Here is a 24755-nt window from a genome sequence, read left to right as displayed (position 1 = left end):
GGAAGTGACAGATGATGTGGAAAAGGACAATAGCACTAGGGATAGTCGCTATAGGTTTGCAAGTCAGTCTTGGGGCTTCTGCAGGAAACGCTTATGAATATGAAGATACACCAACGGAAGTCGCGGACGGGATCCATATCCCCAGAGAGCTAACCCTGCTTGAGGACATTCCCTATTATGTGATTCCGAATGCCCTGTTGAACAAAGCGGAAGGGTCCCTCTCCCCACAAACGGTTAAGGTCATTGAAGCCGAAAACCACTGGTCAGGAGCTTGGAACTGGTGGAAAATTCATACCGACGCTGGGGATCGATGGATTAAAACCGCTCCTTGGCAATTCGATACCCCGCCGCCAACGACAATCGATTTGATGACCGAGACTCCTCTATATGCGAAGCCTTCGGAAAACAGCAAGCCGACAGCGGCCCTTTCACCACAAGAAGTCCAAGTGGTCGACGCAGAAAAAGGTTGGTTCAGGAATAGCTCTGGAACAGGCGAAGTATACAATCCAAAAAAGTGGCTTAAAATCCACACAACTTGGCTGGGAGATCAATGGGTTCATTTAAATCTAGATGGGATCGGTAATTTTTATCCGGCAGATCAAATGAGTTATTTTTCAAATTATTACTATAATTTTAAGCCTCAATTCGATTATCAAACTTATCGAACAGATGGAACTCTTTCGAAGCAGTTTGCGCATGTGACCGGTAAATTCCGCACTTTTCTCGGCACCTATTATCAAATTGAAACAGCTGATGGTGTGAAATGGACATCTGGTGGCGGACAACCGATCATAGCTGAAACCAAGATCATTAAACGAACAAAGCCAAGTGCGTTGTATACGTATCCCTCCTCCCAGTATGAGGATGAGCCTAAGCTCATTCTTACAGGTGACTTGCCTTACTTTGAGAAGACGTATAACGAGTACATCACGAATTATGGCTATGACGGTGATTGGTATCACATTCGTACCGCGCAGGGTGAAGGTTGGTTTAATCCTACATTTGCCGAGCCTGAGGATGCAGTCGCTGAGACCGCAACGATACAACTTAACTCTCCTGTCACGGCGCTTTTTCGGTATCCAAATACAGGAATTATCCTCAATCATGGACAGATTGGCCCACAAACTCTCCATCCAATAGCTGCTTGGACGGACCCGAATGGAATCCGTTGGTTCCAGATTAACTCTTTCGTAGGTAAATCTTGGATTCGTCTTGATCCCTTTCAAGATAGGGTGATCCTGAAGGACCGCGAATCCGATATGTTAATCCAGAGTGATAGCTCCTATCAAGGAGGTTTCAATCAAAATGAGAACGGTGCCTATACCGACGGCAATGTATCCGTCGGATACGACGACAAGCAAGGTGAACCCTACTTAGATACTGCCTATCTAGCGCGTTTGTATCAATTCGCTCTATCAGGTCCAGACGTTACAGGCTGGTGGACGTTAAAGAGCGATTCCGGCTATGCTTTTCAAATTAAAGCAGGCGATCTTCAGGCTAGAACCCTCTGGGACGGTAAACTAGCTAAACAATTGAAACTATCGTCTGCACCTGATTCCTCTAGTGATCAAGTCCCGCCATTCCTCAGTCTGACCGATATAAGGACTTTGTTTGGAGCTGCCACAAGCGTTAACATCGGTTATAAGGATAGCAAGGTTATCACATTGAGCGCTCAGCAGTACAAGATTAATAACTTACAACTGCCACCTGTTGCTGCTGATCATCCTTTGCATTTGTCAGGGCTTATCTATGAAAATCGGTATGTAGAGTTCAATAGCCTCGCTCCTGGCTTACAAATCACAGTGAAGAACCGAGATTTGGGCCAAACATCCACAACCGAACAAGTTGCCGCGATGAAACTACTTTATGATTTAGGTTATAGTAGTCGGCTTTATGACATTTCAATGGATCACCCACTTCAGCCAGGAATGAATCATCTAACCATTCGTTTCCAAGTTGGCGAACGAATTATTTTGCAGCGTGATTGGGATATCATGAATAATACGAAATAGCCCTATGTACAAGAAAGCAGGTTGCCGAGGCAACCTGCTTTTTTCAATTAACCTTGCCTCCACTCACGCTTTAGCATGCCATACACAATGAGGTCGATGTAATGATCATTTAGCCATGCAGCATCGCGAATCTGCCCTTCTCTCGTAAACCCTAATTTCTCGGGAATGGCTCGGCTTTTGAAGTTGCTATCCCCACATCTGATTTCAACTCGGTTTAAGCCCAGTTCGTTAAACGAATAGTCCACAAGCCATTGGCAGGCACGGGTCATAATGCCATATCCTTGAAAGCCTTCTCCTAACCAGTAACCCAGACTAGCGCTATGATTAGTCCAATTGATCGGGTGAAATCCGATGCAGCCAGCAAACTCTCCTTTGAACCAAATGCCAGCATTGAAGCCATTATTAGATGCCTCTTGATTCTGACAGTGCTGGATAAAAGCTCTTGAATGATCGCTATTCCGTGTTGCATCTACCCATGGCAACCATTCTCTCAAGTAGTCACGACAGCTGTCTGTTAATGCAAATATGGCTTCAGCATCCTTTGGTTCGAGTGATTTAAGTGTAAGATCAGCATCCAGTTCAATGCGCATATCTTCTTCCCCTCCAAGTGATTTCTCAAGTCGTTCCCTTCGCGTAAACAGCAAAAAATAACATCATCTCTCCGATGATTACGTAATTCGGCATTTCGAACATCAGATCCAACCCGAGAGATACAGCAAGTACTCCTAGAAATAGGGCTAAATGCACAATCTTTAATCGTTGATGTGCATGTCTATATTTATGGAAGACTAGCGATGTTGAGAAAAAGTACAGAAGGACAGAGCCGAAAATAAAGCTTAACATAAACCCATAGTTCAATTGCTCCAAGAATAACAGCTGGATCGATGCGGCAATCATGCACAAGGATAAATAGATAAATAAATGTCCATAGATGATCGTCTGACCTGCCGTTTCTAAGGCTTTGTTCACTTTCTTCTCGACATTCTCAAAGTATTGCCACCACATCGCAATAATGAGCAGAAAGGTGAGCGATGCGAAAAGGATGGATCGCCATGTCCAATCACTCGACTGTAAAACAGTCAGTATGCTTATAACCGATTCCCCAAGCAGAATCAGCGTAAATAAGGAGAAACGCTCTAGTAAATGGTGCGTATTAATCGGGCTTCTCACCAAATATTTTCGACCTAGTAAGGGGAGCAAAATATCCACCATAATGCCCGCATACAACACCGCATAGCGAATCCATKAGTCAAAAAACAGGGAGAGTGCCGATATGGCCAATCCGATCCAAAAACGGCTGCCTAAATAACGTGCAGTGATCTGTCGATGATCTTCTTCTTTTTTATGTACAGCCAAGTATTGAATCGCCGTCATTGCTCGCAAACCTAAGTAACCAATGAGAAATGGCACAAAATACTGATCAAAGTCGACGGACAGGCTAGCCGTCATAATTAACACGAAAAATAATTGCAGTATAAGAAAAACACGATGCGACGTACTGTCCCGTCCAAACCGATTTACAAATAGGGACTGCCCTACCCATGCCCACCAAATCGGAATAAAGATAAGAAGGAATTTGCTTAAATACTCCAGTGGGATCGTTCCGTGATGCACATGCAGCAGGACGTGGCTTGCTTTGGAAACAGCTGCTACAAAAAGCAGGTCATAGAATAGCTCAAGCCAAGTTACCTTTTTCTCGACCATTGCTTTGATGTGATGCAGCCCTGTTGCGGGATTGTTCATTATTGGGCTCCTTTGCTCATTTCCTCGTCATTACGATTTCAACCTATATCTGTCGTTACTCCGAATGTCATCTACGATCTCATTCAAGTTCTCAATTTGGTGTAAGCTCGTATCCAGGAAATGTATCAACTCTAATCCAGCGTTCTCAAATTCATCGATGAGAATTAGGCAACGTTCACCCATTTGATGCTGCGGTAATCTCGTTTGATCCCTTTGCAGAAGCGTCGCTTTGTCTGTCCACAATACAACGTAAACAACATTAGTATTTAATGCTATTAATTGCTTGTGAAGCCACTTTGCCTCTTCAGGAAATGTCACATAATCGACGACCACATCTACACCATGTGTAATAAAATTAGACGTAAGCCGCCAAATGTTTTGCCAAATAAGTGATAACTCGGACCGACTTTCCCATGGCTTCTCCCGACCATTCACGTGCATATGACTGACAGCATCACCAGAAATATATGCGGAGTTTGGCAAAGCTTTGGCCAACGCACGTGAAGTCGTAGATTTCCCCACCCCTGCTGGTCCAGATACCAGATAGACAGTTTGCATGGTTAACACCCCTTTTGCAAGCATTATGAGTTTCTCGTTCTCCCTTAAAAAATGCCATCTCCACGTATTCGTGATGAAAATGGATAATCCTGTAGCTCCAGAGTAGAGTTTAACTGTATAACCTACAGCTAATTTCCTCGAATCCAACTGATTATCGGAATTTGATGGAAAATATGTAGCTATTTTATAACAATTATGGACAATCGGTCATTTAGATGGAGAAAACCCAGTTAATTGCTCGATATGAAAAAGCCACGCCCTGTGAGGACGCAGCTTAGCTGCACAATCTTATTTTCGATAGGACGTCGCACCTGCATCCAATAGCGCTTGAAACGTGCGCGGGTAGGGCCAACGTTCTTTTTTAGATACATCACTAATCTGCTTTACTTCTGCAATACTCATCGTCGGCGCTCCTTCCAAGGATAACTGGCCTCCCCTAATTATATCTCATAGAGCTGCCATCAACCATTGTCGTTCCTCCGCCCCACAGCGTGGATCAGGTGCGCAAGCACTTTCTTCTGTTCCGGATTCAATCGTGCGAACACCTTGGGTTCCGCATGGCATAACTCACGAATCGCAGCTTCGAGCTCATCCCGACGGTTCGCCGCCTCTGGATCACCAGTGAACGTCGGAAACGCCTTCGCTTCCGCGAATTCTTTGATGACAGCATCGGATAATTTCCGCAGATAGGGCTCCCTTTTCTCACTAATGAACGTGCCCAGCTCATCCAATAAGAATTGAAAAGCATCACTTTTGCGACTCGCACCGAATGTAAACGACTGCTGCCCGCTTAGATCCTCACTACTAAAATCAAACTGATCAAATAGCTTACTCTGAATGTAGACACTATGGTAAAAAGAATCTCCCTTATTGTTAAACGTTGTGGGTTGTTTATGCTGCTCTTTCAACTTCGAGTCGATAAAATACAGCTTCGAATATTCATGATTCATGCGATCTTCCCAACGAATGTACGTGATTCCAAATTTCGTCTGCGACATCGGATGTACGAATGTGAAGGTTTCCTTCTCCGCAATCAAGCAAGCATAGTCCAGCGGCTCACCATCAATACGAATCGTGTAAGGCTTGTCCGCGTGCAGTTCTAAGAACCATCCGAATTCTCTGCTCAAAAATGCCAGAAAATCCTGGGCCACGAACTCCTTGATGATATTGTTAAACGTGACGGTCGTCCCTCTGTCCTTATCCGTTAGATCAGGCTTGGTCACATGATAGGCATCCAATTGTTTCGCTTGAATATGAATCTTATACGTATTTTTGAGCAGGAGACCATCCTCGTACGTGGTTTGCCAAATCGCTTCCGAAGCAAAATGATGAAAGGTTAAGCGACCTATCCCATTTTTCCCATGCATGGCCGAAGTCGTTCTCCCCCGTTTATCAGGATCCACACTCTTCTCAGATTCATAGAACGGCGTAAACTTTCCTTCTAAATCTTTCAGCTTAATGCCATAGCCGTTGTCTGCAATTACGATTTGATCCACACCGTCTAGTATGTTTTTATGAAGGGTGATGTCTACCGCCGTAGCCTCAGCGTCGAAACCGTTCCAAATATATTCGGCAATAGCTTGCAAATAATCAAACTTACGAAGCGCTTTTTCGATACCTTTTGAGGATATTTTTATGTTGTTCATGGCGATCATCCCTTTCTTCATTTATTTTGTATAGTCAGCCTGTACGCATACACTTATCATATTGCAAAAAGCTCATTTCGTATGTCGATTGATGTCCTCTCTCTTCAAGTCTTTTTCGACAAAAAAAACTGACACCCAGGTGTCAGCTTCCATATTTCAATTCAGCTATCGCTTTTTTGTACTTATCGATTCGTTCATAGTCTTGTCTGGTAGGCTGTTCAATTCTACCGAGGTCACAATTATCTTCTAAGTCCAGAAGCTTCACAACCGTCGCTAATGGGTTTACTTTGATTCTCTTGATAAATCCTTCATACGTTTCATCCGGCCCTCTAGTAAGGCAATCTAGCGCTTCAAGGATAGGTAGACTAAAGCCTTCTTTTTTCAAATCAAATAGGGTAAAATCCGAATCCTCCACAACATCATGTAAAACAGCAACGATGGATTCTTCCGTTGATTTGGCCCTGCTAGCCAAACGAATGGGGTGTAAAATGTAGGGGCTGCCCCCTTTGTCTACCTGACCATCATGGGCCTTTGCTGCGATTAAAATGGCTTTCGTTAATGTGCTCATGGATGTCACCTCTCACCTTGTTCGTGAAATAGCTTTTTCACCAGTTATAGCATAAGTCCCTGTTTTTGCATATGGCTGTTGCATTGTATAATGTAAAAAAATAACGAAACAAGGAGAACCTCATTGATGCTAGAGAATGATAACTTTTCAAAACTATCAACGGCTAGTAAACGCCTACATATGCAAGGAGATTGCGAGAATTGCTTTGGTTTATGTTGTGTAGCGCTGCCCTACGCTGCTTCAACGGATTTCGCCAATAATAAGGATGCTGGACAGCCCTGTACGAACCTGCAATCCGACTTTCGTTGTGGTGTTCATACCCAGCTTCGTCAGATTGGCTTTCGAGGATGTACTGTATATGACTGCTTCGGTGCGGGACAGAAAGTTTCGCAGAGCACCTTCGGTGGTACAGATTGGCGTAAAGCTCCTGACACCGCGAAGCAAATGTTTGAGGTATTCCCTTTGATGCGCCAGCTTCATGAGCTGCTCTGGTATTTGACGGATGCCTTAACCTTGTCATCGACTGATGAGATTCATGGGGAACTGAGCGCCTTGCTCGCTGAAACGGAACGCCTCACGAACCTCGATCCCGATAGCCTGACCACGCTGGACGTTGCTGCACATCGAACAGCCGTGAATGTGTTGCTCCTTCAAGTTAGTGAGCGCGTGCGCGAAGCGGCACTCCAAGAGCTCACAAGCTCCAAGACCAAAGGCCGCCGCAAAGCTTATGGCAGAGGAGCGGATCTGATTGGTGCGAATTTGAAAGGTGCTGATCTCCGGGCCAGCAATCTACGAGGCGCCTATTTAATAGCAGCTGATCTGCGAAATGCCGATCTGCGCAAAGCAGATCTCATCGGTGCTGATCTCCGGGACACCGACCTTCGCGGGGCGGATTTGAGCGATAGTCTGTTTCTTACTCAATTTCAAGTGAATGCCGCCAAAGGCGATAAGCACACGAAGCTGCCTGCGTACTTAACACGCCCTGCACACTTTAGCAGCGAGTAGCTACAAGGTGTGGGGAGCGTCCTGTGGAGTTAGATGGAAAAACTCCATGTAATTTTGCGATTTTAAGCGCATATTGGAGAATAACTGGATTTTTTGAAGCTAATTCAAGCTACATTTACATAAATGGACGAAAACGAAGGAATAAACTACAGGTTTTCCATCTAATCCTTCCTACTGGTTGGAATGGTGAAATTTAACTGTATTTTTTACAGTTATCTTCCCTTAAGACTTTTACTATCCAAATATGTTGCTCAGAGATCTTTGACCATTCGCCAAACAGTATTCGCCGCCCCCCTCATGTTATATTAAACACTAATTTTAAGCTGGCTTTCAGCATTTATTCGCTTTTCTTTCATAATGCCATCGTACAATGACAACGTAGACAAAACTAATAGGAGTGATACATACACGTATGAGTATTAAAAAATTAGCAGGCATATGCATCCTGATCCCCATTCTTCTAGCTGGATGCGGGAATCAATCTGACACTCAAACCGCTGCAGCCAGCACCACTCAGCCTGGGCAGCAAACGGAGAAGGCCGCAGGGAATGGGAATGGCCAACAGAATAACCAACAAAATCGCCCTGCGATGGATCCAGCACAGAGACAGCTTTTTAGTACGTTTCAAATGCTGAGCATGATKGATAAATCCGATGGATTGACCATCACGAAGGAGCAAGCGCAAGCCATGCTGCCTGTCGCTCAGGATATCGTCACGAAGAATGAGCTCAGCGACGACAATAAAACCAAGCTGCTGGCCAATTTGACAGATGCTCAGAAGACCTTCCTAACGGATGCAGAAACACGCATGAGTAATCGTGGTAACGGTGGCAACGGAGGGCCGAACGGACAAGGTAATGCCGGGCAAAACGGCCAGGGACAAGGCAATCGAAATGGTGGATCCGGCAGCGATGCAGGCAAAGCTCAAACGCCTAATGCTTCAGCTACGCCTAAAGCAAACGCCACGGATGGGGCTGGAAGTGGCCAGCAAGCCGGAGGACAAAAACCGAATGGTTCAGGCGAGCGTGGTAACGCTGGTGGCGGAGGACAAAACGGTGGCGGCTTCGGTGGAGGTAATCGTCCTGCAGGCGGTCAAATGGGAGATGCAGGCAAGCAGTTTATTGAACTCTTGCAAAACAAGGTGAAATAAGTCGAATATTTCCGAGGAAATGATAAAGCCTCCAACACCACAACGAGTGGGTTTGGAGGCTTTATCGCATTTCCTTATGATCTTAACGCTTGAATGACTTGCTCTGCCTTCGCTTCACCGCTGGCAACCTGCTCAATATGGTTTGCAAACATATCACACATGTATACGAACAGGGTAAGAATCTCTAACACTTCATCACTATCAAACGTACGCGAAGCGGATAGGCTATAGACATAACGATAGTGGATCTCGCCTTCCTCATTCACGCCAAAGTGACCAATTGGCAAGCGTGTATTGATTTCGAGCAAGAGCGCGGCTACATCTTCACGGGCATCTGCTTGCAGATGAAACGGCAGTGTACTGTAGATCTGTAGAAGTTGAATCGCGACAATATCCTCATCATTTAACGGTAAAAAGCTAAAGTGAAGAAAACGATCCCTTCCTTGGCTATCCTCTTGAAATCCAGCCATTAGCACATGCAGCGGGATTGCCTCGGATTTCTCTAATAAATTCGTGGCGAGCTCTGCTTCATCCAAAATCTCTTTCAATTGCCCTAATTGCGCCAAATGACGCGCATGTACAAGCTCAGTCAACATATCGGTTCAATCTCCTATTCTCTCTTGCTCATTGCTTCAACAATGGCGCCCTTCAGCTTAGCTGGGTCGCTCTCGAACTGATACAGAGCTTGAATGCTGATGCCAGCTGCCTCTACAAAGCTCTCTACTTGTCTGTAACGCGCGACGACTGCCGCATCCGTCTCAACATAGACAGGTAGCTTACTAAACATATCGAAGATAAGATCTGTGTCATGCGCACGTTTTTCCAGCTTCTTCTCGGTTGATTTATCCGCGTTGAAGACTGCCTTAGTAATTCCCCATGCGCCTGCTTTCGATGCGCGGTCACGTCCTGCTTGCTTCAAGGATCTGGCAATTGGCATAGCTGCACCAATACCTGTGGCAACGATTTTCAGCGGTGTGCCTACTTGCGCACCTACCCCAGTAAGTGTCGCGATATCGGCAGCGATCTTCGTAAGCTCAAGCCCGATTTGAATAGCGCCTCGGTCAGTCCGCTTCACGTTAATATTTTTCATTTCTTTCGCTAATTCATATTGGGCGATTTCATCGAGTTGCTGATTGGCTGCTGCTACTTTCGCTGGATCACCTGACGCAATATCAGCATTCAACTGTGCCTTTTTCGTAGCTAGCTTCGCTTTGTCGACACCAGCATTTCGCGTGTACCAACGTTTTTCTTTGAGAATATCGGCATTCCCAGCTTTACCTTTGAAATCACGTTTCATCGTCGTCATCGCAYTGCGATTTAAGCCCGCTTTGATCACATCAACCGTTTTGATAGCAATTTTCACACCGCTTACGGCAATGCTGACGCCTGGTATAACAGCTGTCAAGCTAGCTGTGCTTGTCTCCATGATCTCCATGATGCCTTTCGCCACTTTGATACCCGATTGTGCAGCTTGGATCGCATTACTAATGATCTCAAACGTCCCTCTTGCTTTCTCACCTTTATCGAGCCCGCCATTTTCGGAGGCCTTACTGTACATATCATAAATGCCTTTAACGGCCATAATCGTATTTTTGACTGCGGAGATCGCTTCCGCTACGGTGCCCGTATAATCACTGACGGAGGAAGAACCACCGACCCCTTTGTCTTTCCCCGTTGATTTGGCTGCTTTATCGACTAGACCAGCCGAGCCGCTGACCATTTTACCGGTTGATTCGATCATAGAAGATCCTGTACCTGCATATTGCCAACGTTTGTTATGCCCCGTCCGGTTCGCATCACCAGAAACAGAGAGCGTTTCTCTTATGGCACTCATGATCTGGAAAGGCCCGCTTACAAGATCTGCGGTAGATGCTACTGCGCCCATCGTAGCTGACTGCTGTGCAGTCCCAGCATCCTTCGTCTTATCGTATGACTCTTTCAAATCATCGGAACGTTTGCCGAAGCTGTCGGAGAACGTTCCGCCAACCCCAGCTGTCATGTCTGCATTATCCTTGGTATCGTCGCCAGTAGGATGCATGGTAGAGGCAGAAGGTACCGTTGGCACAAACACAGTTGGAGCTGGTGTCTGAACAGTTCCCGTTTGTGTTGGAGCTGGCGTCTGAACAGTCCMTGTTTGTGTTGGTGCTGGTGTCTGAACAGTTCCTGTTTGTGTTGGTGCTGGCGTCTGAACAGTCCCTGTTTGTGTTGGAGCTGGCGTCTGAACAGTCCCTGTTTGTGTTGGTGCTGGTGTCTGAACAGTTCCTGTTTGTGTTGGTGCTGGTGTCTGAACAATCCCTGTTTGTGTTGGTGCTGGCGTCTGAACAGTCCCTGTTTGTGTTGGTGCTGGCGTTTGTACTGTAGGCAATGGCGGTGTGCCAGTCCCTGCCCTGCGGCGGTGGAAGGCTACTGGCGGTAGCACGGTGGGCACTGGCGTTTGAGATTGATTTGGATTTCGCTGAATAACCTGATTCGCGTAAGCTTGTGTAGCACGGTTACCAACCGTACGCTGCATCTGCATAAAGATGTTTGTCCCCATAGGTGACATTTGTGCGGCACTCGTACTTGTCGGGCCCGATAGCGATGGCTGCTGTTGCTGATGCGAGGGGCTCACTGGTTTGGTTAGACCTTGTTTTCCTTGGGGCATCTCTACCTAGCTCCTTCATGGTATAAATTCTTATTTGCTTGCTTTACTTACCGCCTCGTTGTTGAACAACATGCGTTAATTCATGACCAAGCAGTTCTTGCCCCTCGCGTGAATCTGGATTGTATCGGCCTTCCCTGAAGAACACATCATTTCCCGTAGCAAAAGCTTCTGCACCTAAAGATCGATTAATCTTCGATGACTCTGAATCATTATGTATATTTACGTTGCTGAAATCGGTCTTGAACGCTGATTCCATCTTCGCTTGAATGCTTGAATCCATTTTGCTGCCGCTGCCTTGTTTCGCCTTAATCTGCGATTCAATCCCTTCACCAGCCTCAAAACCGCCTTCGGACGATGGCTTCATCTGCAGTTCCTCATCCTCTGACTCCCCGCCCTCTGAACGTTGGATCGACTCCGATGATGGCTTCATCTGCAGCTCTTCATCCTCCGACTCCCCGCCCTCTGAGCGCTGAATCGTCTCTGATGATGGCTTCATCTGCAACTCCTCATCCTCCGACTCCCCGCCCTCTGAGCGCTGAATCGACTCTGATGATGGCTTCGTCTGCAACTCCTCATCCTCTGACTCCCCGCCCTCTGAACGCTGGATCGACTCCGATGATGGCTTCATCTGCAACTCCTCATCCTCTGACTCCCCGCCCTCTGAACGCTGGACCGACTCCGATGATGGCTTCATCTGCAATTCCTCATCCTCGGATTCCCCGCCCTCTGAGCGTTGAACATCTGGTTTAGAAGTGCCGCCACTCTCCGAAGCAGCAATATGATCCGCTGCTTGTTTCCCCATTTGATCTGCTTCTTGCTCGTACGCATCACCAGCTGGACCAACCGTCATTTTGGTCTGAATATTCAACATATTGCCTACAGCGCGATTGCCGATAGCGCGTTGAATGTTCATCAGATCGGATGAGGCAGAAGTGTTTGTTTTATTACTTTTCTGATTCGTATGCAAAGAAGAATCTGGTTGCCGGTTAATATGGGATTTTTGCATGGCATAACCCTCCTAGCGAGCTTTTGATGGAAGCATTCGTTCAACCCTGATTTGCACTTCTATATGTCCGTCCCTTTTGTTCAAGAAGTCTGTCAATTAACTATATCACAACGCTATGAAGCGGAGTTTACTATTTGATCGAATTGCGATCTATAATGAGCACAGCGATATCATCCGATTGCACAGCACCATCTGCAAACAGATCTACATCCTGCACCATTTGACTAAGCAATTGCTCAGGCTTACTTGCCTGCTCCCTAACCAATACTTCCTTCAGGCGGACAAAACCATATTGGTTCTGAAGTTGGTCTTCAGCCTCCGTAATACCGTCCGTGTACACGATAATGCGGTCTCCTAGATCTAACATGACCTCATTATCCATATATAGCATGTCGTCCATAACACCAAGAGGAAGTCCCTTTTTCCCTTTCAAAAGCTCCACTTCACCGTTAGCCTTCACGATATATGGAGGGCAATGACCGCCATCACTATATAGAAGCTGACCTGTCGCTATGTTTAACACGCCGCAGAAAATTGTCGCAAACATGGTCGAATCATCCTTATACAGCTCTTGATTGACAGCCGTCAGCAACTCACCTGGCGTCAATTCCACGGACATCTTTCCTTTGAGCAGCGTCATGGTTACCGCCATGAATAGAGCGGCTGGAATTCCTTTGTCAGACACATCACCCAGCACGAAAAACAAACGATTCTCGTCGATACGAAAATAATCATAGAAGTCACCGCCTACTTCACGCGCGGGTCGAATCGTCGCCTGAGCCTCTGCTTGGGCACTAGTAAGCCCCTCAGCATCCTCGCCACGACTCTGTAGACTTATGCTCTTCCGAGGGAGAAAACCCATCTGAATATCCGCTGCGATGCGCAGTTCACTTTCCATGCGTTCCTTAGCTGCCGTCGTAACTTTCAATGCATGTACCGACTTCTCGAGCGCATCGTACAGCATAGCATTTTCTAGCGAAGCTGCTGTTGGCGAAGCGATCGATTCCAGCAACTGCAAGTCTCGATCCGTGAACGGTGCATCGCCACGTTTGTTCAACACCTGCAATACGCCAATGATCTTCCCTTTGCTGACGAGAGGAACACAGAGCATGTTGCGGGTTGGATAATCGACGCGCTTCGCGACCTTTGACGACCAGCGTTCATCTCGCGCAGCATCGTCAATCTTGACCGACTTTCCTGTCTGTGCGACCCAGCCTGCGATACCTTCGCCGATCTTGAGCCGGATTTCACGCACCTCATCACCTTTGGCTCCAAGTGCAAGATCGAAAAACAGTTCGCCCTTCTCCTCATCGACCAAAATAACGGACGAAGCCTCCGCGTTCATGATGCGGGAGGAGGTTTCCATGATTTTGACAAGCAAATCCTGTTTGCGAATCGTCGAGTTCACTTCCAGGCTTACATCAAAAAGCTGCATCGTCCGCTCCAGCTCCAGCTCTGCTACTCGCCGCTTTCGATTCCCAAACTGCAACTGGATGACAGCCACAAGACACAGGATAACAAGCACACCTACGACTATCTCCATCCAGCTCAGCTCCTTTGTTGCATGTCATGTAATTAGCCTTTATTTAATGGCATTAACCGCTTCATCTTCCGTCTCATACAGTTTGAAAATGCTGCTAAAGCCCGACATATCAAAAACTTCCTTCACTTGCTCATTCATACGAGCCAGCGCTAGCTTGCCCTGAATGACTTTGACCATTTTGGCAGCGGATAGCAAGCTTCGTAGTCCTGCACTACTGACATAATCCAGTCCTTGCAGATTAAATACGAACTTGCCATTACCTTGCTCCACTAGTTTAGCGAACGCAGATTCCAAACTTGCGGATGTATTCCCATCCAATCTGCCCTGTAAGCTCACTAGCACAATGTCACCTTGCACTTGCTCGGTAATAGTCATGAAACACCCTCCTCTTGGATCCGATTTTTTCTCATTAGCAGCACATTCTCCTCATTCAAACGCTCATACCGAAGTTCATCCATCACTTGCCGGACAAAGTGGATACCAAGTCCCCCGATCCCGCGCTCTTCGATGCTCTGGTCGGTGCGGGGACTGGATTTGAGCAGTGGATTAAAAGGAATTCCCTGATCGCTCAGACAAAGCTCCCAACCATCAGGGGTTTGCCCAACATCAAGGCGAATCGTATGCATCCCATTTTGAGCCGATGGGTAGCCGTATAGAATAATGTTTGTTACGAGCTCATCGCAGACCAAATTGATTTGAAACAGAGACTTCTCATCCATGCCGAAGGACCCTGATAAGCCTTGGATAAAGGCTTGTAGACGCTCTAGTTCTTGTAACTCGTTGCGCAATACGATGGACTCAATGCCCAAGGGCGATCACTCCTACGACATTTTCAACAGCATGTTTTCAAGCAATCGTACTCTTGCACTTGATGCGTGAAGCATCCCGATCCCGATCTCCGGATATAACCTCACTAAGCGAGACAAGCTCTCCCCTTGCAAAGTAAGGACACGTACCTCATCAAAAATGACCTGTGCGGTAACAGATGAAGGTGAGCCATCTAACGCAGTCGTTTCGCCAACCGCTTGCTTAGGTCCCAAAACCCCGATCGTCGATGTCTCTCCAACACCGGTCTCATTGCTTAATTCAACATGTCCCTCAATAAGGAGATACATAGCAGCGTTCGATTCTCCCCGCCGCAATAAGTAGGTTAAATCCTCGTGCACTTCTTCCGTCGCAATACCCGCAATTAATCCTAATTCATCGACCGACAAATCCGCGAATAAGCTGACTTGCTTCAAGAAAATTACTTTATCCAGCATCGTTAAAAATTTACGTTCTTCTTTCATATCTGCACGCTCCAATGCGCTTAGTGCGTAGATGGAAATATCCTTGAGCCAGCTATCTGACCATGTTGTCGCCTCTTGAACCAATTGAAGCGGTTGTAATTCCTCCATGACATCCGTAACGCCTTGTTGCTTCAACTGGTCTAACAACGCATAGGCCAATTTACGATCGCCGAGCCCCTCCGCAAGGATCTCTAACCCGTTCTCACGAAGTTCGATATTCTCGTCTTGAATGGCTTCACGCAGCGTCATTATGATTCGCTCATCGACGAGCTTAGCCATGACTGCCCATGCTCCGTCAATGAGTGCCTCATGCAGCTCTCCACATCGTTCCTTCGCCAATTCCGCTAGGCCCGTCAGGCCAAGTTTCTCTAGCGCAGCAGGCAATGCACGTTCTTGGGTTGATGCTTGCAGACGCTGCGCACATAATTGGGCGAGCTCTGAATGAAGTCTGCCTTCATCCAATAGCTCAGCAAGTGTGGTTACAACCGCATTCCAAATGAATGGATTCGGATGCTGACTATATGCCATCAAGATCGGCAGTGCTTTATCACCCATATCCACAAAAGCTTGCAGAATGGCTTTGCGCAGCTCTTGATCTGCCATGGATACCATACTCAGCATCATGGGGATGCTTTCCACATGCTGAAGCTTACCGATACAATGCGCAGCTGCTACCTTCACGGCAGGACGCTCCTCATCGAGTAACGAAACGACCCAATCAGCATACGTATTCAGTTTCAGATCAGCTACGGTATGGCAGCCATAGACGGCCCATTCGCCGCCGGTATCTAGCATTTTGATAATGGCTTCGTCGCAAGCCGCGTAGCTTTCTTCGCTTTCTAGGGCATACAAAGCTTTGACGCCTTCATGCACAACCTTCGGATGCGTATCCAATAGCTTCACACGGATAAAGAAATGGGACTGACTTTTCAGATGCGAAGCTTTTGAAATCAACTTCACGCACTCAGCACGAACCTCAGGATCCTCATCCTCCAAGAAGGACGCGACTTGCACGAGGTCCTGAATGGTGGCACCCTGCAAGTTCATCGCACGTAATACCGCGATGCGAATCCGCGAGCTCTCTTCCCCAATCATTTGGATCAAATGCGGCAAGAACGCAGAATCTTTGGCTTTACCAATAATTTCTAGAGCTAATTCTCGCACGTAATCATTCGGATGCTTCAGATAGGCTAGAATAGCCGATAATGCCTTAGAGCTGCGAATGCCCCCGATAAAAGAGCTCGCAATTTCTGATAAATCCCCATGTAGGGATTGAACGCTTTTGACCAATTCACGAATATACAAATTCCTGCCGAACCACGCTACAACGACTAGAATCCCTGCAATCACCATGCCTAGCCAAGCCAGAGGCGACAATTGAAGAAGACCAAACGAGTACAGCATAGAGAAGAGCGAGCCAATAAGTATACCGCCAGAAGCTGCAACACCTTGCGCGAAATAACGATAGCCATCCCGTTTGGAGATTGGCATCATTTTGAAGAAAAGCTGATAACAAGGCTCTGCAATGTAGTACAGCAAAATATAAAACACCGCATACGACCCGGAAACCATGACCAATCCGAGCGATTGATTCATGAATAACGCTGTGAGGCCAAAGCCGCCGAAGAAGATGATCGTGATGCCTAATAATATATTACTGGCGCCTAACCAGTTCATTAAGCGCGTAGATACTGTTTGTAGCAATAAGCAGAACGTAAATTGAATCGCTGTGATTAAGCCATAAAACGAGGTCAAATCTCCCTCATTAGAGAACTTATATTCAGCAGCCGTGAAATATTGATACTCCATCATAAAATAAACAGCCGGCATCAGTGTCATTAGAGCAACCGCACACAGGAGGAAGGGATTTCGCAGCATCTGCTTCGCATAGTAGCCGGAAGTTGGCTGTTTCTCTTCGTTATCAGTGCGGGAGACGGGCTGGGCCTTATTCAGTCTCTTATCTTCCTTCAGGGTTAGCGGAACTAAATACCGCATGAGTGCCCTGCGAAAGAAGACGAAGCCGAACACCATGAGAATTGGGGCGAGAGCATACACAGCTTCTGTGCCAAGCAGTTTACCAAGCTGATGGGCCAACAAGCCTGCGGTAATGCCACCCGTCGTTGTAGCAGCGATGAATACGGGCATAAGTCGCTTCGCCTGTTGGGTAGGACACAAGTCAAACGCTGTACTCCACAGGAGCAAAGTTAGCTGCCTTACGACAAAGTTAGAAGAGAGAAACAGAATTGGATAGTAGTAGCGATAGTCGATACCGCCGAGCTTAAATCCCAGGAGCACAACACCGTTCAGGAAGAGAAGTCCCATCATAATAAGATAGAGTGTCGTCATCATCTTAGCCTTCGGCAGCCGGTTCGCCAGTTTGGCTAGGAGCCATCCTTCGAGCGGCATGATAGCAGCTTCAACCATATAAATATAGGGCAAATATTGCACGCCGAAGCGCTGATTAAAAAGTGCCATGAACGCCGTGTAATTTAAGGATTCCGCAATTCCGCTAAAGTAAAAGATCGGCAGCATCATCCAAAGTTTACGACTGTCTTCTGTGCGCAGCCCTATCCACCCTTTTAAGGTTCCTTGCATATCATCAGGTCCAATCTATTAGTCTATCTGTCAAGGGGACAGTGGTTTATAAAACGCGAGTCTAGCTTCACCTTCATAATAATAATTGGGATACGTACCAATGAGATCGAATCCATTAGCTTTGAACATCTTTTGAATGGGGATATATTCCGGCAAATCACATGTGTACGTTAAAATGTAACGTCCTTCTGCCGAACGGGCAAACGTTTCTAGGGCCTGAAATAACACCTTGGCAAATCCATGTCGTCGATATTCTCGGTGAACAGCTAAGTAATCCCAGAGGAATCCGCCGGATTGATGCTCATTTTCTTTGCAGCTCGTCACGGCGATAATGTCCCCCGTCTCATTCTCTATATACCAATGCCGGTGATTGCGCTGCGTTAAACTAAGCATTGGCGCATGACGGAAATGATCCAACTCACCTGGTGTATGACGTTGATCGTCGAAAGAAACAGGTGATAAGTAGAAATCTGTAATCCGTAACGCATCTTTCTCATTGGTCAATTCATGCACAGTCCAATTACTTACTTGCATCTCACAAACACCTCATTAAGAAACAGATAATGTACCATTCCATTCACCAGTCGTACCTTTTTGGAAATATTCATCACACATATAGAAATACAATTGGGCTGCCTTATCTTGACGATTCTGTTTAATAACCATCAAGAACGCTTCACGTGCATCATAGAAACGTCCCACCTGATAATACGTAACTGCTTGCTCGAACAAGGCTTTCGTCTTCTCTTTCAGAGCACGAATCGTCTCTGCATCACCTTGATAAACATCGAACAAGTGAAGAGGCTCTTTCACACCATCCACTTGGATCAAACCAAGATCTCGATAGAGGAAGTCCTTAGGCTTTTCCAAGGTCTTGACTACGGAATCCGTTATCAGAATGGATGATCCTAGCGGCTCCGTCATCTTCTCCAACATGGTCGCTAGATTAACTCCGTCAGAGATAACATTGCCTTCCAATCGCTGTTCCTCCCCAATAATGCCTAGGCGAAGAGGTCCTTTATGTAGACCGATTCCGAAATCAAGCGGTGAATAACCTACACTCATTCTATGCGAGTTGTAGATATCTAGCTCCTTCCGCATCTCCACACAAGCGAGCAGCGCTTCATCTGTCTGATTCGGGAATAAAGCCATAAAACCTGCGCCCAAATACTTATTCATAAGCCCTTCATGCTTGCGGACATACGGACCGAATCGTTTGAGGAACGAATTGACGAAGTTGAAATTTTCTTCTGGCGACAACCTTTTAGATAATTGGTAAAATCCTCGGATGTTAAAAATGAGAATGGACATGTGCTGTTCCACTTGATCCCCAAGCTCGACATCTAGAATGCTCTCTTTGTTCAAGAAGCGCAGAAACTGCTGAGGGACGAATCGATAGTAGGATTGACTGAAATTCTCAACCTTGGTGATATAATCTCGAATCCGCGCAGCCATGATGTTCACACTGTCGCCCAGGTCCGACACTTCATCCCGTGTATTAATTCTAACCACAGTATCCCAGTTCCCTTTGGCAATTTCACCGACACTGTTGCGAAGCTTCCAAATGGAAGATAGAAGAACATACGTCATGAGCACAAGCACAAGCAGCAAACCTATCGAGATAAAAGCGATATTGCGAATAATCGAATTTAGAACCGACTGGCGATGCTTCAGCAAGCCGTCTAAGTTCTTACTCGTTTCGAAAACACCGACAATTTTACCAGAGGAGTTAAAAATAGGTGCAATGGCATAGCGCCATTCTCCAGAGAAATCCTCCCATTGTCCTGTTGCCGTCTTACCTTCCAGCACGACTTGTTGATTCTCTGGCGTTTGTTGGAAAGGATTAAACATATGCATGCCATCATCGTCTTCGAGAATGCGATAAATGACGCCATTTTCATATTTGTATACAGCTTTATAAAAGCCTTGATTATCGTCCCGCGCATTATTCTCAAAAACAGATTGAATCTTCTTACGGAAAGATTGATACGTAGTACCACCATAATCCAAAGGGGATGTGAGGCTTTCCAATTTGTCGCCATCAACCAGGTTTTGCCCGTTTTTGGCAAGTAAGATCAGCTCACTAAACGTCTCTTCTTCCATTTTCTTAGAGAAACTGTTGTAAATGACKGTAGAGAGAAGAATCATCGAGAAAGCAATGACAGGAATAAGAATGAAGATTTGCTTCATCATAAGCGGCAAGCGTCTTTTCAGTAKGTTAACGAAGATGATTTTGATCGCATAAAGCACCAGTAGAATGAATGCTACAGCAATCGACCAAACCAGAATGGCATGATTTTGATCAGACCGACTAAATTGTGCTTCTATTAAGGAAGGTGTGATCGTACCATCGGGAAGTCGGCGATTAATTTGAGCTGACTCTACGATAATAAGACTGCCATCAGGACCAATACTGCTCGTAGTCGCGTCAAAAGCAAGCTCCACGCCACTTGCTTTGGCCTTCTCGTCGTTAACAATTCCCTCTAATACATAAGGTTGTTTCGGATCCAGCCTTGTAATCATACGCGAGTTAAAGTCAATGAAAATCAACCGTCCCTGATGGTCCAGGTGGAAGCTCTCCGGGAAATTGCGTCGTGTGCGATCTATCCCAGGCAGCGGATAAACCAACTCGGAGTTCCCCTCGTTAATAGCTCGATAAATTTCACCACTACGCGTGGAGTAGTAAATTTCACCCGGTTTAAATCCATCTGCTTCGGACACATATTTGTTAGCTGGAAGCGTAATCGAATACGTTAGCTTTGGCTCCGTGGTTGTCGTGTTGCCAACAGGTGTTTCGTATAAGGATAATTTCTTCACTTCATCATTGAAAAAATACACCATACCCTCATGCACTTGCACATTGCGCAAGGAGCCAAGTCGGTATCTCTTCGTCTGCGCATCCCCATATTCCTGAGTGAATAGGCTGCGATCAAATTCACCGTTTGGTTTATAGCGCACTATTTGTTCGGATTTAACTGCAATCCCATAAGGATCTAATAACGTACGAATCGTATATAAATAGCCCTGATCATCGACAGCCATATCGTTAAAACGATACACTTCACCATTCTTCCCCGTTTCACTCGTAATGGAGAACTGAAGAATACCTTGGGCATCCAGTTTATGTATCGTTTTCTTGGCATTATCGATGACGAATAAGTTATTTTGCGAGTCTGAGATGGCCTTCGATAATCCGTCGAATGGCATGCTCTTTTTCCATGGCCACAGCTGGATGCTATCTTGGTGTGTGCCTAGGTAAGTACCTGCAGCACCCAGTAGCAGCAAGACGAGCAGCAATGCCGCAATCGATTTCTTCATCGTTGTGTAATCTCCTCTTAATTTGTAATCTGAATGATTTGCATGGCTGCGTTCCAGTCGACACCTAAGCCTAAGGACTCAGAAATGAATCTTAATGGCACATAAGTCCTATCATCTAGCAGCAAGGATGGTCCATCGATCACGATAGGTTGTCCATCTATGTAAGCCGTAACTTGATTAATAGAGCTTGTAATAGTTGTATATTCCGTGCTTACCGTGACTGTAAAGCTCTCCGGGTCCCAATCTACCGCCGCTCCAAATGATTCGGAAACAGATCTAATAGGTAAATAGGCTTGTCCATTTATTATAACAGGCGGAGCGGTAAATTTGATAGAAATATTGGAAGAAAGCACGTTTTCTGCCGAAAGAGGCTGAATCGTGACAGGAACCTCAGCAAGGCCAGCAGAAGCAGGGATCGAAGTCATGCTCGCTAAGCTATCGGCGACTGCTGCAAGTTCCTGCAGCTCCTCCGGAGCGTACTTCAACTTCTCCTGGAGCTGCAGCTCGCCCAGCAGCTTCTCTATCTGCTGTTCCAGCTTCGCTTGTACGACCTCGTTTGCTGGCAGCTCCGCCAGCAAAGCCTGTACCGCGTCCAGCTTCGCGAACAGCGCGGCCTTCTGCGTCGACAGCTTCGCTGCGTCGACGGCCTCGATCGAGCGGGTCAGCGTCGCCACCCGCTCCGTGTCCTGCTGCGCCTGCGCTGCGCTCAGCGCAGCCTGCAGTTTCTGCTTCGCTGCTGCGAGCGAAGCCAGACCCTCGGATGCGCCCGACCCCGCATCCGCGAGCTGCGCCTGCGTCGCGAGAAGCTGCTGCAGCAAGGCTGCAGCGGCTTCCGGCTCGCCGGCGGCGAGGGCTTGCTTCAGCTTCTGCTGCTGGAGCGCGGCTTCGGAGGCCAGCTGATCCTCGCTGGCCGCTTGACCTGGGGGGGCAGGGTTACCGTTGCCGCCACTGCCTGTAGAGCCATCGCCCGGCTCGGCCGGCGATGCTTCCTCGGACAGCGCTGCGATCAGCGCGTCCGGGTTGTTCACGAGCGCCATCTGCGCGAGTGCGGCTTTGGTATCGCCTTTGAGCAGCGCCTCCAGCATGCCGAGCTGGGCCTGCGCGTCCTTGATCTGCACCGCGAGATCTGCGATGTCGTTCAGCTTCATGGCGGCAACTGCGGCAGTTTTGGCCGTTTCTAGTTTCACAATGTCTTGCTTTAACGTATCTATCTTTCCTTGAAGCTGCTCAGGTGTCTCAAGGGAAGCAATCGTGCCTGGCTCCTTGATTTCAACGGTCACTTTGATTGCATCCACGGCTTTTTGAGAAAGAATGGCGGAGCTTGGTGGATCTGTTAATGCATTAGGATCTAGCACATCATCCATACCTACCCAAGGAGCGCCTGGCGCATCCGCTTGATACACCATCCCTTGTCCCGAAGACGCCATTGTAGCGGTAGCCGCATTAAAAGCCTCAGGCGTCAAAGCTTCTAGCTTCACTTTGTACGAGCCGATAATGACCGTCCCTAAGCCTTCGTTCTCACCGTTAGTGTCTACACCCTGCCCAGCATTCTCAGCGTTGTCATCTGTTCCGTTGTCACCGTCACCGTTCCCAGTGCCAGCTTGTCCATTTGCAGAGCCATCTCCACCGCCAGCACCATTGTCGCCACTGGTACCTGTCGTTCCTTTGCCACCATTATTCCCATTGTTTCCAGTACTGCCATCACTTCCAGCTTGTCCATCCGTGCCCACGCTTCCATCCGCACCAGCAATCCCGTTTGCGTCTCCCGATGTCCCGCCGTTCTCAGCGCTAGCAGCAACTAACTGCCCTGTGCTGCCTTTTCCATCAAGTGGCAGCGTCTGAATGACTTTCCCTTTGTTATAGAGAACAACCTTAAGTTGATCAATTTGACTGAATTTTAGTGTTAAATTCCGTACCGGTTTATTGATCTTCGTCCGCTTCCCAACACGTTTACCGTCTTTGGTAAATACGGCGAAGTCCGTTGCACCCAGTTTTTTGCTTACACTTATACTGAAATCGCTAAGCAGCTGTCCAACCGCTGGTTTCAGCTTCCAAGTACCCAATGGCGCTTTGGGTTTCTGCGGTTTCATCGGCGACAAGCCATCATCAAGATCACGATACGGCAGTATACCTTCGCGAATCGTATTATTCACAGCTCCGCCTGTTCCTTGATTGAGCTTGCCAAGCGCCATTTTATACGCTATTTGTGCTGCCACGATTTGTTGATCCGCCTGATCAACCGCATCTTTAAAAGCTTGCAGCTCCTCAGACTTCATCAGGCTTAACTTCAGCTTTTGGTTCGCCTTCGCTAAATTGGTTACCGCATTATCCTTATCACGCAACGCTTGCGCATAAGCTTCTTCCGCACCTTTAGCTTCCAAGAAAGATTGCCGTACAGCTGCAATTACAGCATTTCGGCTTTCTTTTTCCTGCAGCTGCGCCTTGTTCTGCTCCATAGTTGCAAGTGGTAAAGCATTCGTCAGGTCATCCAAATAGCGCAGTCCATCAAATTCACCTTGCAGCAGCGACTTCGGAATGGGAATGAACCCGAGCAGCATAAAAAAGCCCTGCCAATCCTCTTTCACTCGCCCAAGTGTTTCATCATAGCTTGCTTGAAATAGCTCCATATCGATCTCTTGCTCTTTAAATAAGCCATCCATCACCCTCATGCGTGCCGGGCCAAATTTATTGCTATATAAATTACGAGTCGTGTTCAGCTTTTCATCCGCCAAACGACGAGCCTCCGTATCTCTTAATAGGCTTAATGTTGTCTTCTGCCCCATAGCTAGATAGGAAGGCAGCATTTTCTCATTCAAATCCGCGTAATCCGGCTGAAACGAAAGCTCCACTTTATTTTCCATATCAAGCTGCAGTAATTTACCTAGTGCCAAACGACTAGATTTCGCTGTCAATTGCGCTTGTTTGTAGTCCGATGCCGCCTTCTCTAGCGCTTTGTCCACTTTGTCCTGTTCAGCCGCATCGGCGAGACCGAATTTCCGCTTTTTAAGAACCGTGTCGATGGATGTTTTCGCTTCCTCAACTTTCTTACGAGAGCGCTCCTCGGCCACCGCATCTTGATAGGCAGTTAAATAGCTTTTCTCGATCTCATATCGCGCTGAATCCCCTTGCTGCCGCAAGGTTTCCTGGGCCAAATACAACTGCGATCTGGCATCTGGCACCTTCATCCGCGTACCAATATCCTGGCTTAAATTATGGGGCCTGGCGAATAATCCGGCAGCTTTGGCTTCCTCATTGTTAACCGTATGCTGCGCTTGTTCCAGCTCGATTCTTTTCTTCAAGACATCCGTTCTGGCATCGCGCAGCTGAGGACTCTTCTGAAGCCCTTGTTTAATCGCATCCTGCATGGTCAAAGCCTTTACCCCAGCAGCTTCCACCCGTGCACTTGCCGTCAGGATCGAGGATGTCGCAAGTAGACTTACGAGCCCTATTTTCACCATATTCAAACCATTCAGAACAAACCCCTCCGCTCACGTACTTCTCTCTCTTTATAGTACAATATCTCTACCACTCTCGCATCCATTCTTTGGAGAAAAACAGCGAAATCTAGCGAATATAGGATTAGATTGCCGCATATAACCTTTTCTAGTAGTATAAAAGAAAGATGAAAGCATATTTTGCCGAATTATTGCACGGGAAATAATTTCAAGGAAGGGGCTT

At 47.0% G+C, this 24755-nt stretch carries 18 protein-coding genes; 3 read left to right on the top strand and 15 right to left on the bottom strand.

The window, feature by feature from the left end; all coding sequences use genetic code 11:
• The first annotated feature begins 11 nt into the window (after window positions 1-11).
• On the top strand, window positions 12-2012 hold the full coding sequence (locus AC1DLM_RS06765; protein ID WP_477569502.1) for a hypothetical protein: 2001 nt from the start codon (window positions 12-14) through the stop codon (window positions 2010-2012).
• A gap of 47 nt (window positions 2013-2059) precedes the next feature.
• Here AC1DLM_RS06765 and AC1DLM_RS06760 read toward each other — a convergent pair whose 3' ends face one another.
• From AC1DLM_RS06760 to AC1DLM_RS06740, 5 genes are all read right to left on the bottom strand, one after another.
• A complete protein-coding gene (locus tag AC1DLM_RS06760; protein WP_477569501.1) occupies window positions 2060-2602 on the bottom strand; it encodes a GNAT family N-acetyltransferase in 543 nt (180 codons plus the stop codon).
• Between the two features lie 25 nt (window positions 2603-2627).
• Window positions 2628-3716, bottom strand: coding sequence for a low temperature requirement protein A (locus AC1DLM_RS06755; protein ID WP_477569602.1), 1089 nt, complete (start codon window positions 3714-3716; stop codon window positions 2628-2630).
• 69 nt (window positions 3717-3785) lie between these two features.
• Complete coding sequence (locus tag AC1DLM_RS06750; RefSeq protein ID WP_477569500.1) at window positions 3786-4313, bottom strand: P-loop nucleotide/nucleoside kinase family protein; 528 nt, start codon at window positions 4311-4313, stop codon at window positions 3786-3788.
• A gap of 461 nt (window positions 4314-4774) precedes the next feature.
• Entirely contained in the window at window positions 4775-5959 is a 1185-nt protein-coding gene (locus tag AC1DLM_RS06745; protein WP_477569499.1) for an ATP-binding protein, read from the bottom strand.
• A gap of 142 nt (window positions 5960-6101) precedes the next feature.
• Entirely contained in the window at window positions 6102-6527 is a 426-nt protein-coding gene (locus tag AC1DLM_RS06740) for a GTP pyrophosphokinase (RefSeq protein ID WP_441988187.1), read from the bottom strand.
• Between the two features lie 126 nt (window positions 6528-6653).
• Here AC1DLM_RS06740 and AC1DLM_RS06735 point away from each other — a divergent pair, with 126 nt between their 5' ends.
• Both AC1DLM_RS06735 and AC1DLM_RS06730 read left to right on the top strand, forming a co-directional pair.
• On the top strand, window positions 6654-7532 hold the full coding sequence (locus tag AC1DLM_RS06735) for a pentapeptide repeat-containing protein (RefSeq protein ID WP_477569498.1): 879 nt from the start codon (window positions 6654-6656) through the stop codon (window positions 7530-7532).
• A gap of 412 nt (window positions 7533-7944) precedes the next feature.
• Window positions 7945-8682, top strand: a complete 738-nt coding sequence (locus tag AC1DLM_RS06730) for a hypothetical protein (protein ID WP_477569497.1) — start codon at window positions 7945-7947, stop codon at window positions 8680-8682.
• Window positions 8683-8756: 74 nt separating this feature from the next.
• Here the strand turns inward: AC1DLM_RS06730 and AC1DLM_RS06725 are convergent, their stop codons facing one another.
• The 10 genes from AC1DLM_RS06725 to AC1DLM_RS06680 all read right to left on the bottom strand — a co-directional run bounded on the left by AC1DLM_RS06725 (window position 8757) and on the right by AC1DLM_RS06680 (window position 24535).
• A complete protein-coding gene (locus AC1DLM_RS06725) occupies window positions 8757-9278 on the bottom strand; it encodes a YbjN domain-containing protein (RefSeq protein WP_477569496.1) in 522 nt (173 codons plus the stop codon).
• 14 nt (window positions 9279-9292) lie between these two features.
• Complete coding sequence (locus AC1DLM_RS06720) at window positions 9293-11326, bottom strand: hypothetical protein (RefSeq protein WP_477569495.1); 2034 nt, start codon at window positions 11324-11326, stop codon at window positions 9293-9295.
• A gap of 43 nt (window positions 11327-11369) precedes the next feature.
• The gene (locus AC1DLM_RS06715; protein ID WP_477569494.1) at window positions 11370-12332 is read right to left on the bottom strand and encodes an eCIS core domain-containing protein; all 963 of its coding nucleotides are present in this window, start codon (window positions 12330-12332) and stop codon (window positions 11370-11372) included.
• Between the two features lie 130 nt (window positions 12333-12462).
• Window positions 12463-13875 carry a PP2C family protein-serine/threonine phosphatase gene (locus AC1DLM_RS06710; protein WP_477569493.1) on the bottom strand — a complete coding sequence of 471 codons (1413 nt, stop codon included), beginning with the start codon at window positions 13873-13875 and terminating at the stop codon, window positions 12463-12465.
• Between the two features lie 39 nt (window positions 13876-13914).
• Window positions 13915-14250: an STAS domain-containing protein gene (locus AC1DLM_RS06705; protein ID WP_441988180.1), complete on the bottom strand. Its 336-nt coding sequence runs from the start codon at window positions 14248-14250 to the stop codon at window positions 13915-13917.
• Window positions 14247-14684 carry an ATP-binding protein gene (locus AC1DLM_RS06700; RefSeq protein WP_441988179.1) on the bottom strand — a complete coding sequence of 146 codons (438 nt, stop codon included), beginning with the start codon at window positions 14682-14684 and terminating at the stop codon, window positions 14247-14249. The genes AC1DLM_RS06705 and AC1DLM_RS06700 overlap by 4 nt, the downstream gene beginning before the upstream one ends.
• A gap of 12 nt (window positions 14685-14696) precedes the next feature.
• Window positions 14697-17759, bottom strand: coding sequence for an MFS transporter (locus tag AC1DLM_RS06695; protein ID WP_441988178.1), 3063 nt, complete (start codon window positions 17757-17759; stop codon window positions 14697-14699).
• Window positions 17760-17789: 30 nt separating this feature from the next.
• Window positions 17790-18293 carry a GNAT family N-acetyltransferase gene (locus tag AC1DLM_RS06690; RefSeq protein WP_441988177.1) on the bottom strand — a complete coding sequence of 168 codons (504 nt, stop codon included), beginning with the start codon at window positions 18291-18293 and terminating at the stop codon, window positions 17790-17792.
• 15 nt (window positions 18294-18308) lie between these two features.
• The gene (locus AC1DLM_RS06685) at window positions 18309-21077 is read right to left on the bottom strand and encodes an adenylate/guanylate cyclase domain-containing protein (RefSeq protein WP_477569492.1); all 2769 of its coding nucleotides are present in this window, start codon (window positions 21075-21077) and stop codon (window positions 18309-18311) included.
• Window positions 21078-21094: 17 nt separating this feature from the next.
• On the bottom strand, window positions 21095-24535 hold the full coding sequence (locus AC1DLM_RS06680) for a stalk domain-containing protein (protein WP_441988413.1): 3441 nt from the start codon (window positions 24533-24535) through the stop codon (window positions 21095-21097).
• Window positions 24536-24755 lie beyond the last annotated feature (220 nt).

This window comes from Paenibacillus sp. 01T442, assembly GCF_056398345.1.
Note: the sequence above shows the minus strand (reverse complement) of the source record. Positions and strands in the feature narration are given on the sequence as shown.

What these genes read in the sequence shown, in the direction of transcription:
- AC1DLM_RS06765 (WP_477569502.1), top strand. Translation starts at nt 12, where the DNA reads ATGATGTGGAAAAGGACAATAGCACTAGGGATAGTCGCTATAGGTTTG.
- AC1DLM_RS06760 (WP_477569501.1), bottom strand. Translation starts at nt 2,602, where the DNA reads ATGCGCATTGAACTGGATGCTGATCTTACACTTAAATCACTCGAACCA.
- AC1DLM_RS06750 (WP_477569500.1), bottom strand. Translation starts at nt 4,313, where the DNA reads ATGCAAACTGTCTATCTGGTATCTGGACCAGCAGGGGTGGGGAAATCT.
- AC1DLM_RS06745 (WP_477569499.1), bottom strand. Translation starts at nt 5,959, where the DNA reads ATGAACAACATAAAAATATCCTCAAAAGGTATCGAAAAAGCGCTTCGT.
- AC1DLM_RS06740 (WP_441988187.1), bottom strand. Translation starts at nt 6,527, where the DNA reads ATGAGCACATTAACGAAAGCCATTTTAATCGCAGCAAAGGCCCATGAT.
- AC1DLM_RS06735 (WP_477569498.1), top strand. Translation starts at nt 6,654, where the DNA reads ATGCTAGAGAATGATAACTTTTCAAAACTATCAACGGCTAGTAAACGC.
- AC1DLM_RS06725 (WP_477569496.1), bottom strand. Translation starts at nt 9,278, where the DNA reads ATGTTGACTGAGCTTGTACATGCGCGTCATTTGGCGCAATTAGGGCAA.
- AC1DLM_RS06715 (WP_477569494.1), bottom strand. Translation starts at nt 12,332, where the DNA reads ATGCAAAAATCCCATATTAACCGGCAACCAGATTCTTCTTTGCATACG.
- AC1DLM_RS06710 (WP_477569493.1), bottom strand. Translation starts at nt 13,875, where the DNA reads ATGGAGATAGTCGTAGGTGTGCTTGTTATCCTGTGTCTTGTGGCTGTC.
- AC1DLM_RS06705 (WP_441988180.1), bottom strand. Translation starts at nt 14,250, where the DNA reads ATGACTATTACCGAGCAAGTGCAAGGTGACATTGTGCTAGTGAGCTTA.
- AC1DLM_RS06695 (WP_441988178.1), bottom strand. Translation starts at nt 17,759, where the DNA reads ATGCAAGGAACCTTAAAAGGGTGGATAGGGCTGCGCACAGAAGACAGT.
- AC1DLM_RS06690 (WP_441988177.1), bottom strand. Translation starts at nt 18,293, where the DNA reads ATGCAAGTAAGTAATTGGACTGTGCATGAATTGACCAATGAGAAAGAT.
- AC1DLM_RS06680 (WP_441988413.1), bottom strand. Translation starts at nt 24,535, where the DNA reads ATGGTGAAAATAGGGCTCGTAAGTCTACTTGCGACATCCTCGATCCTG.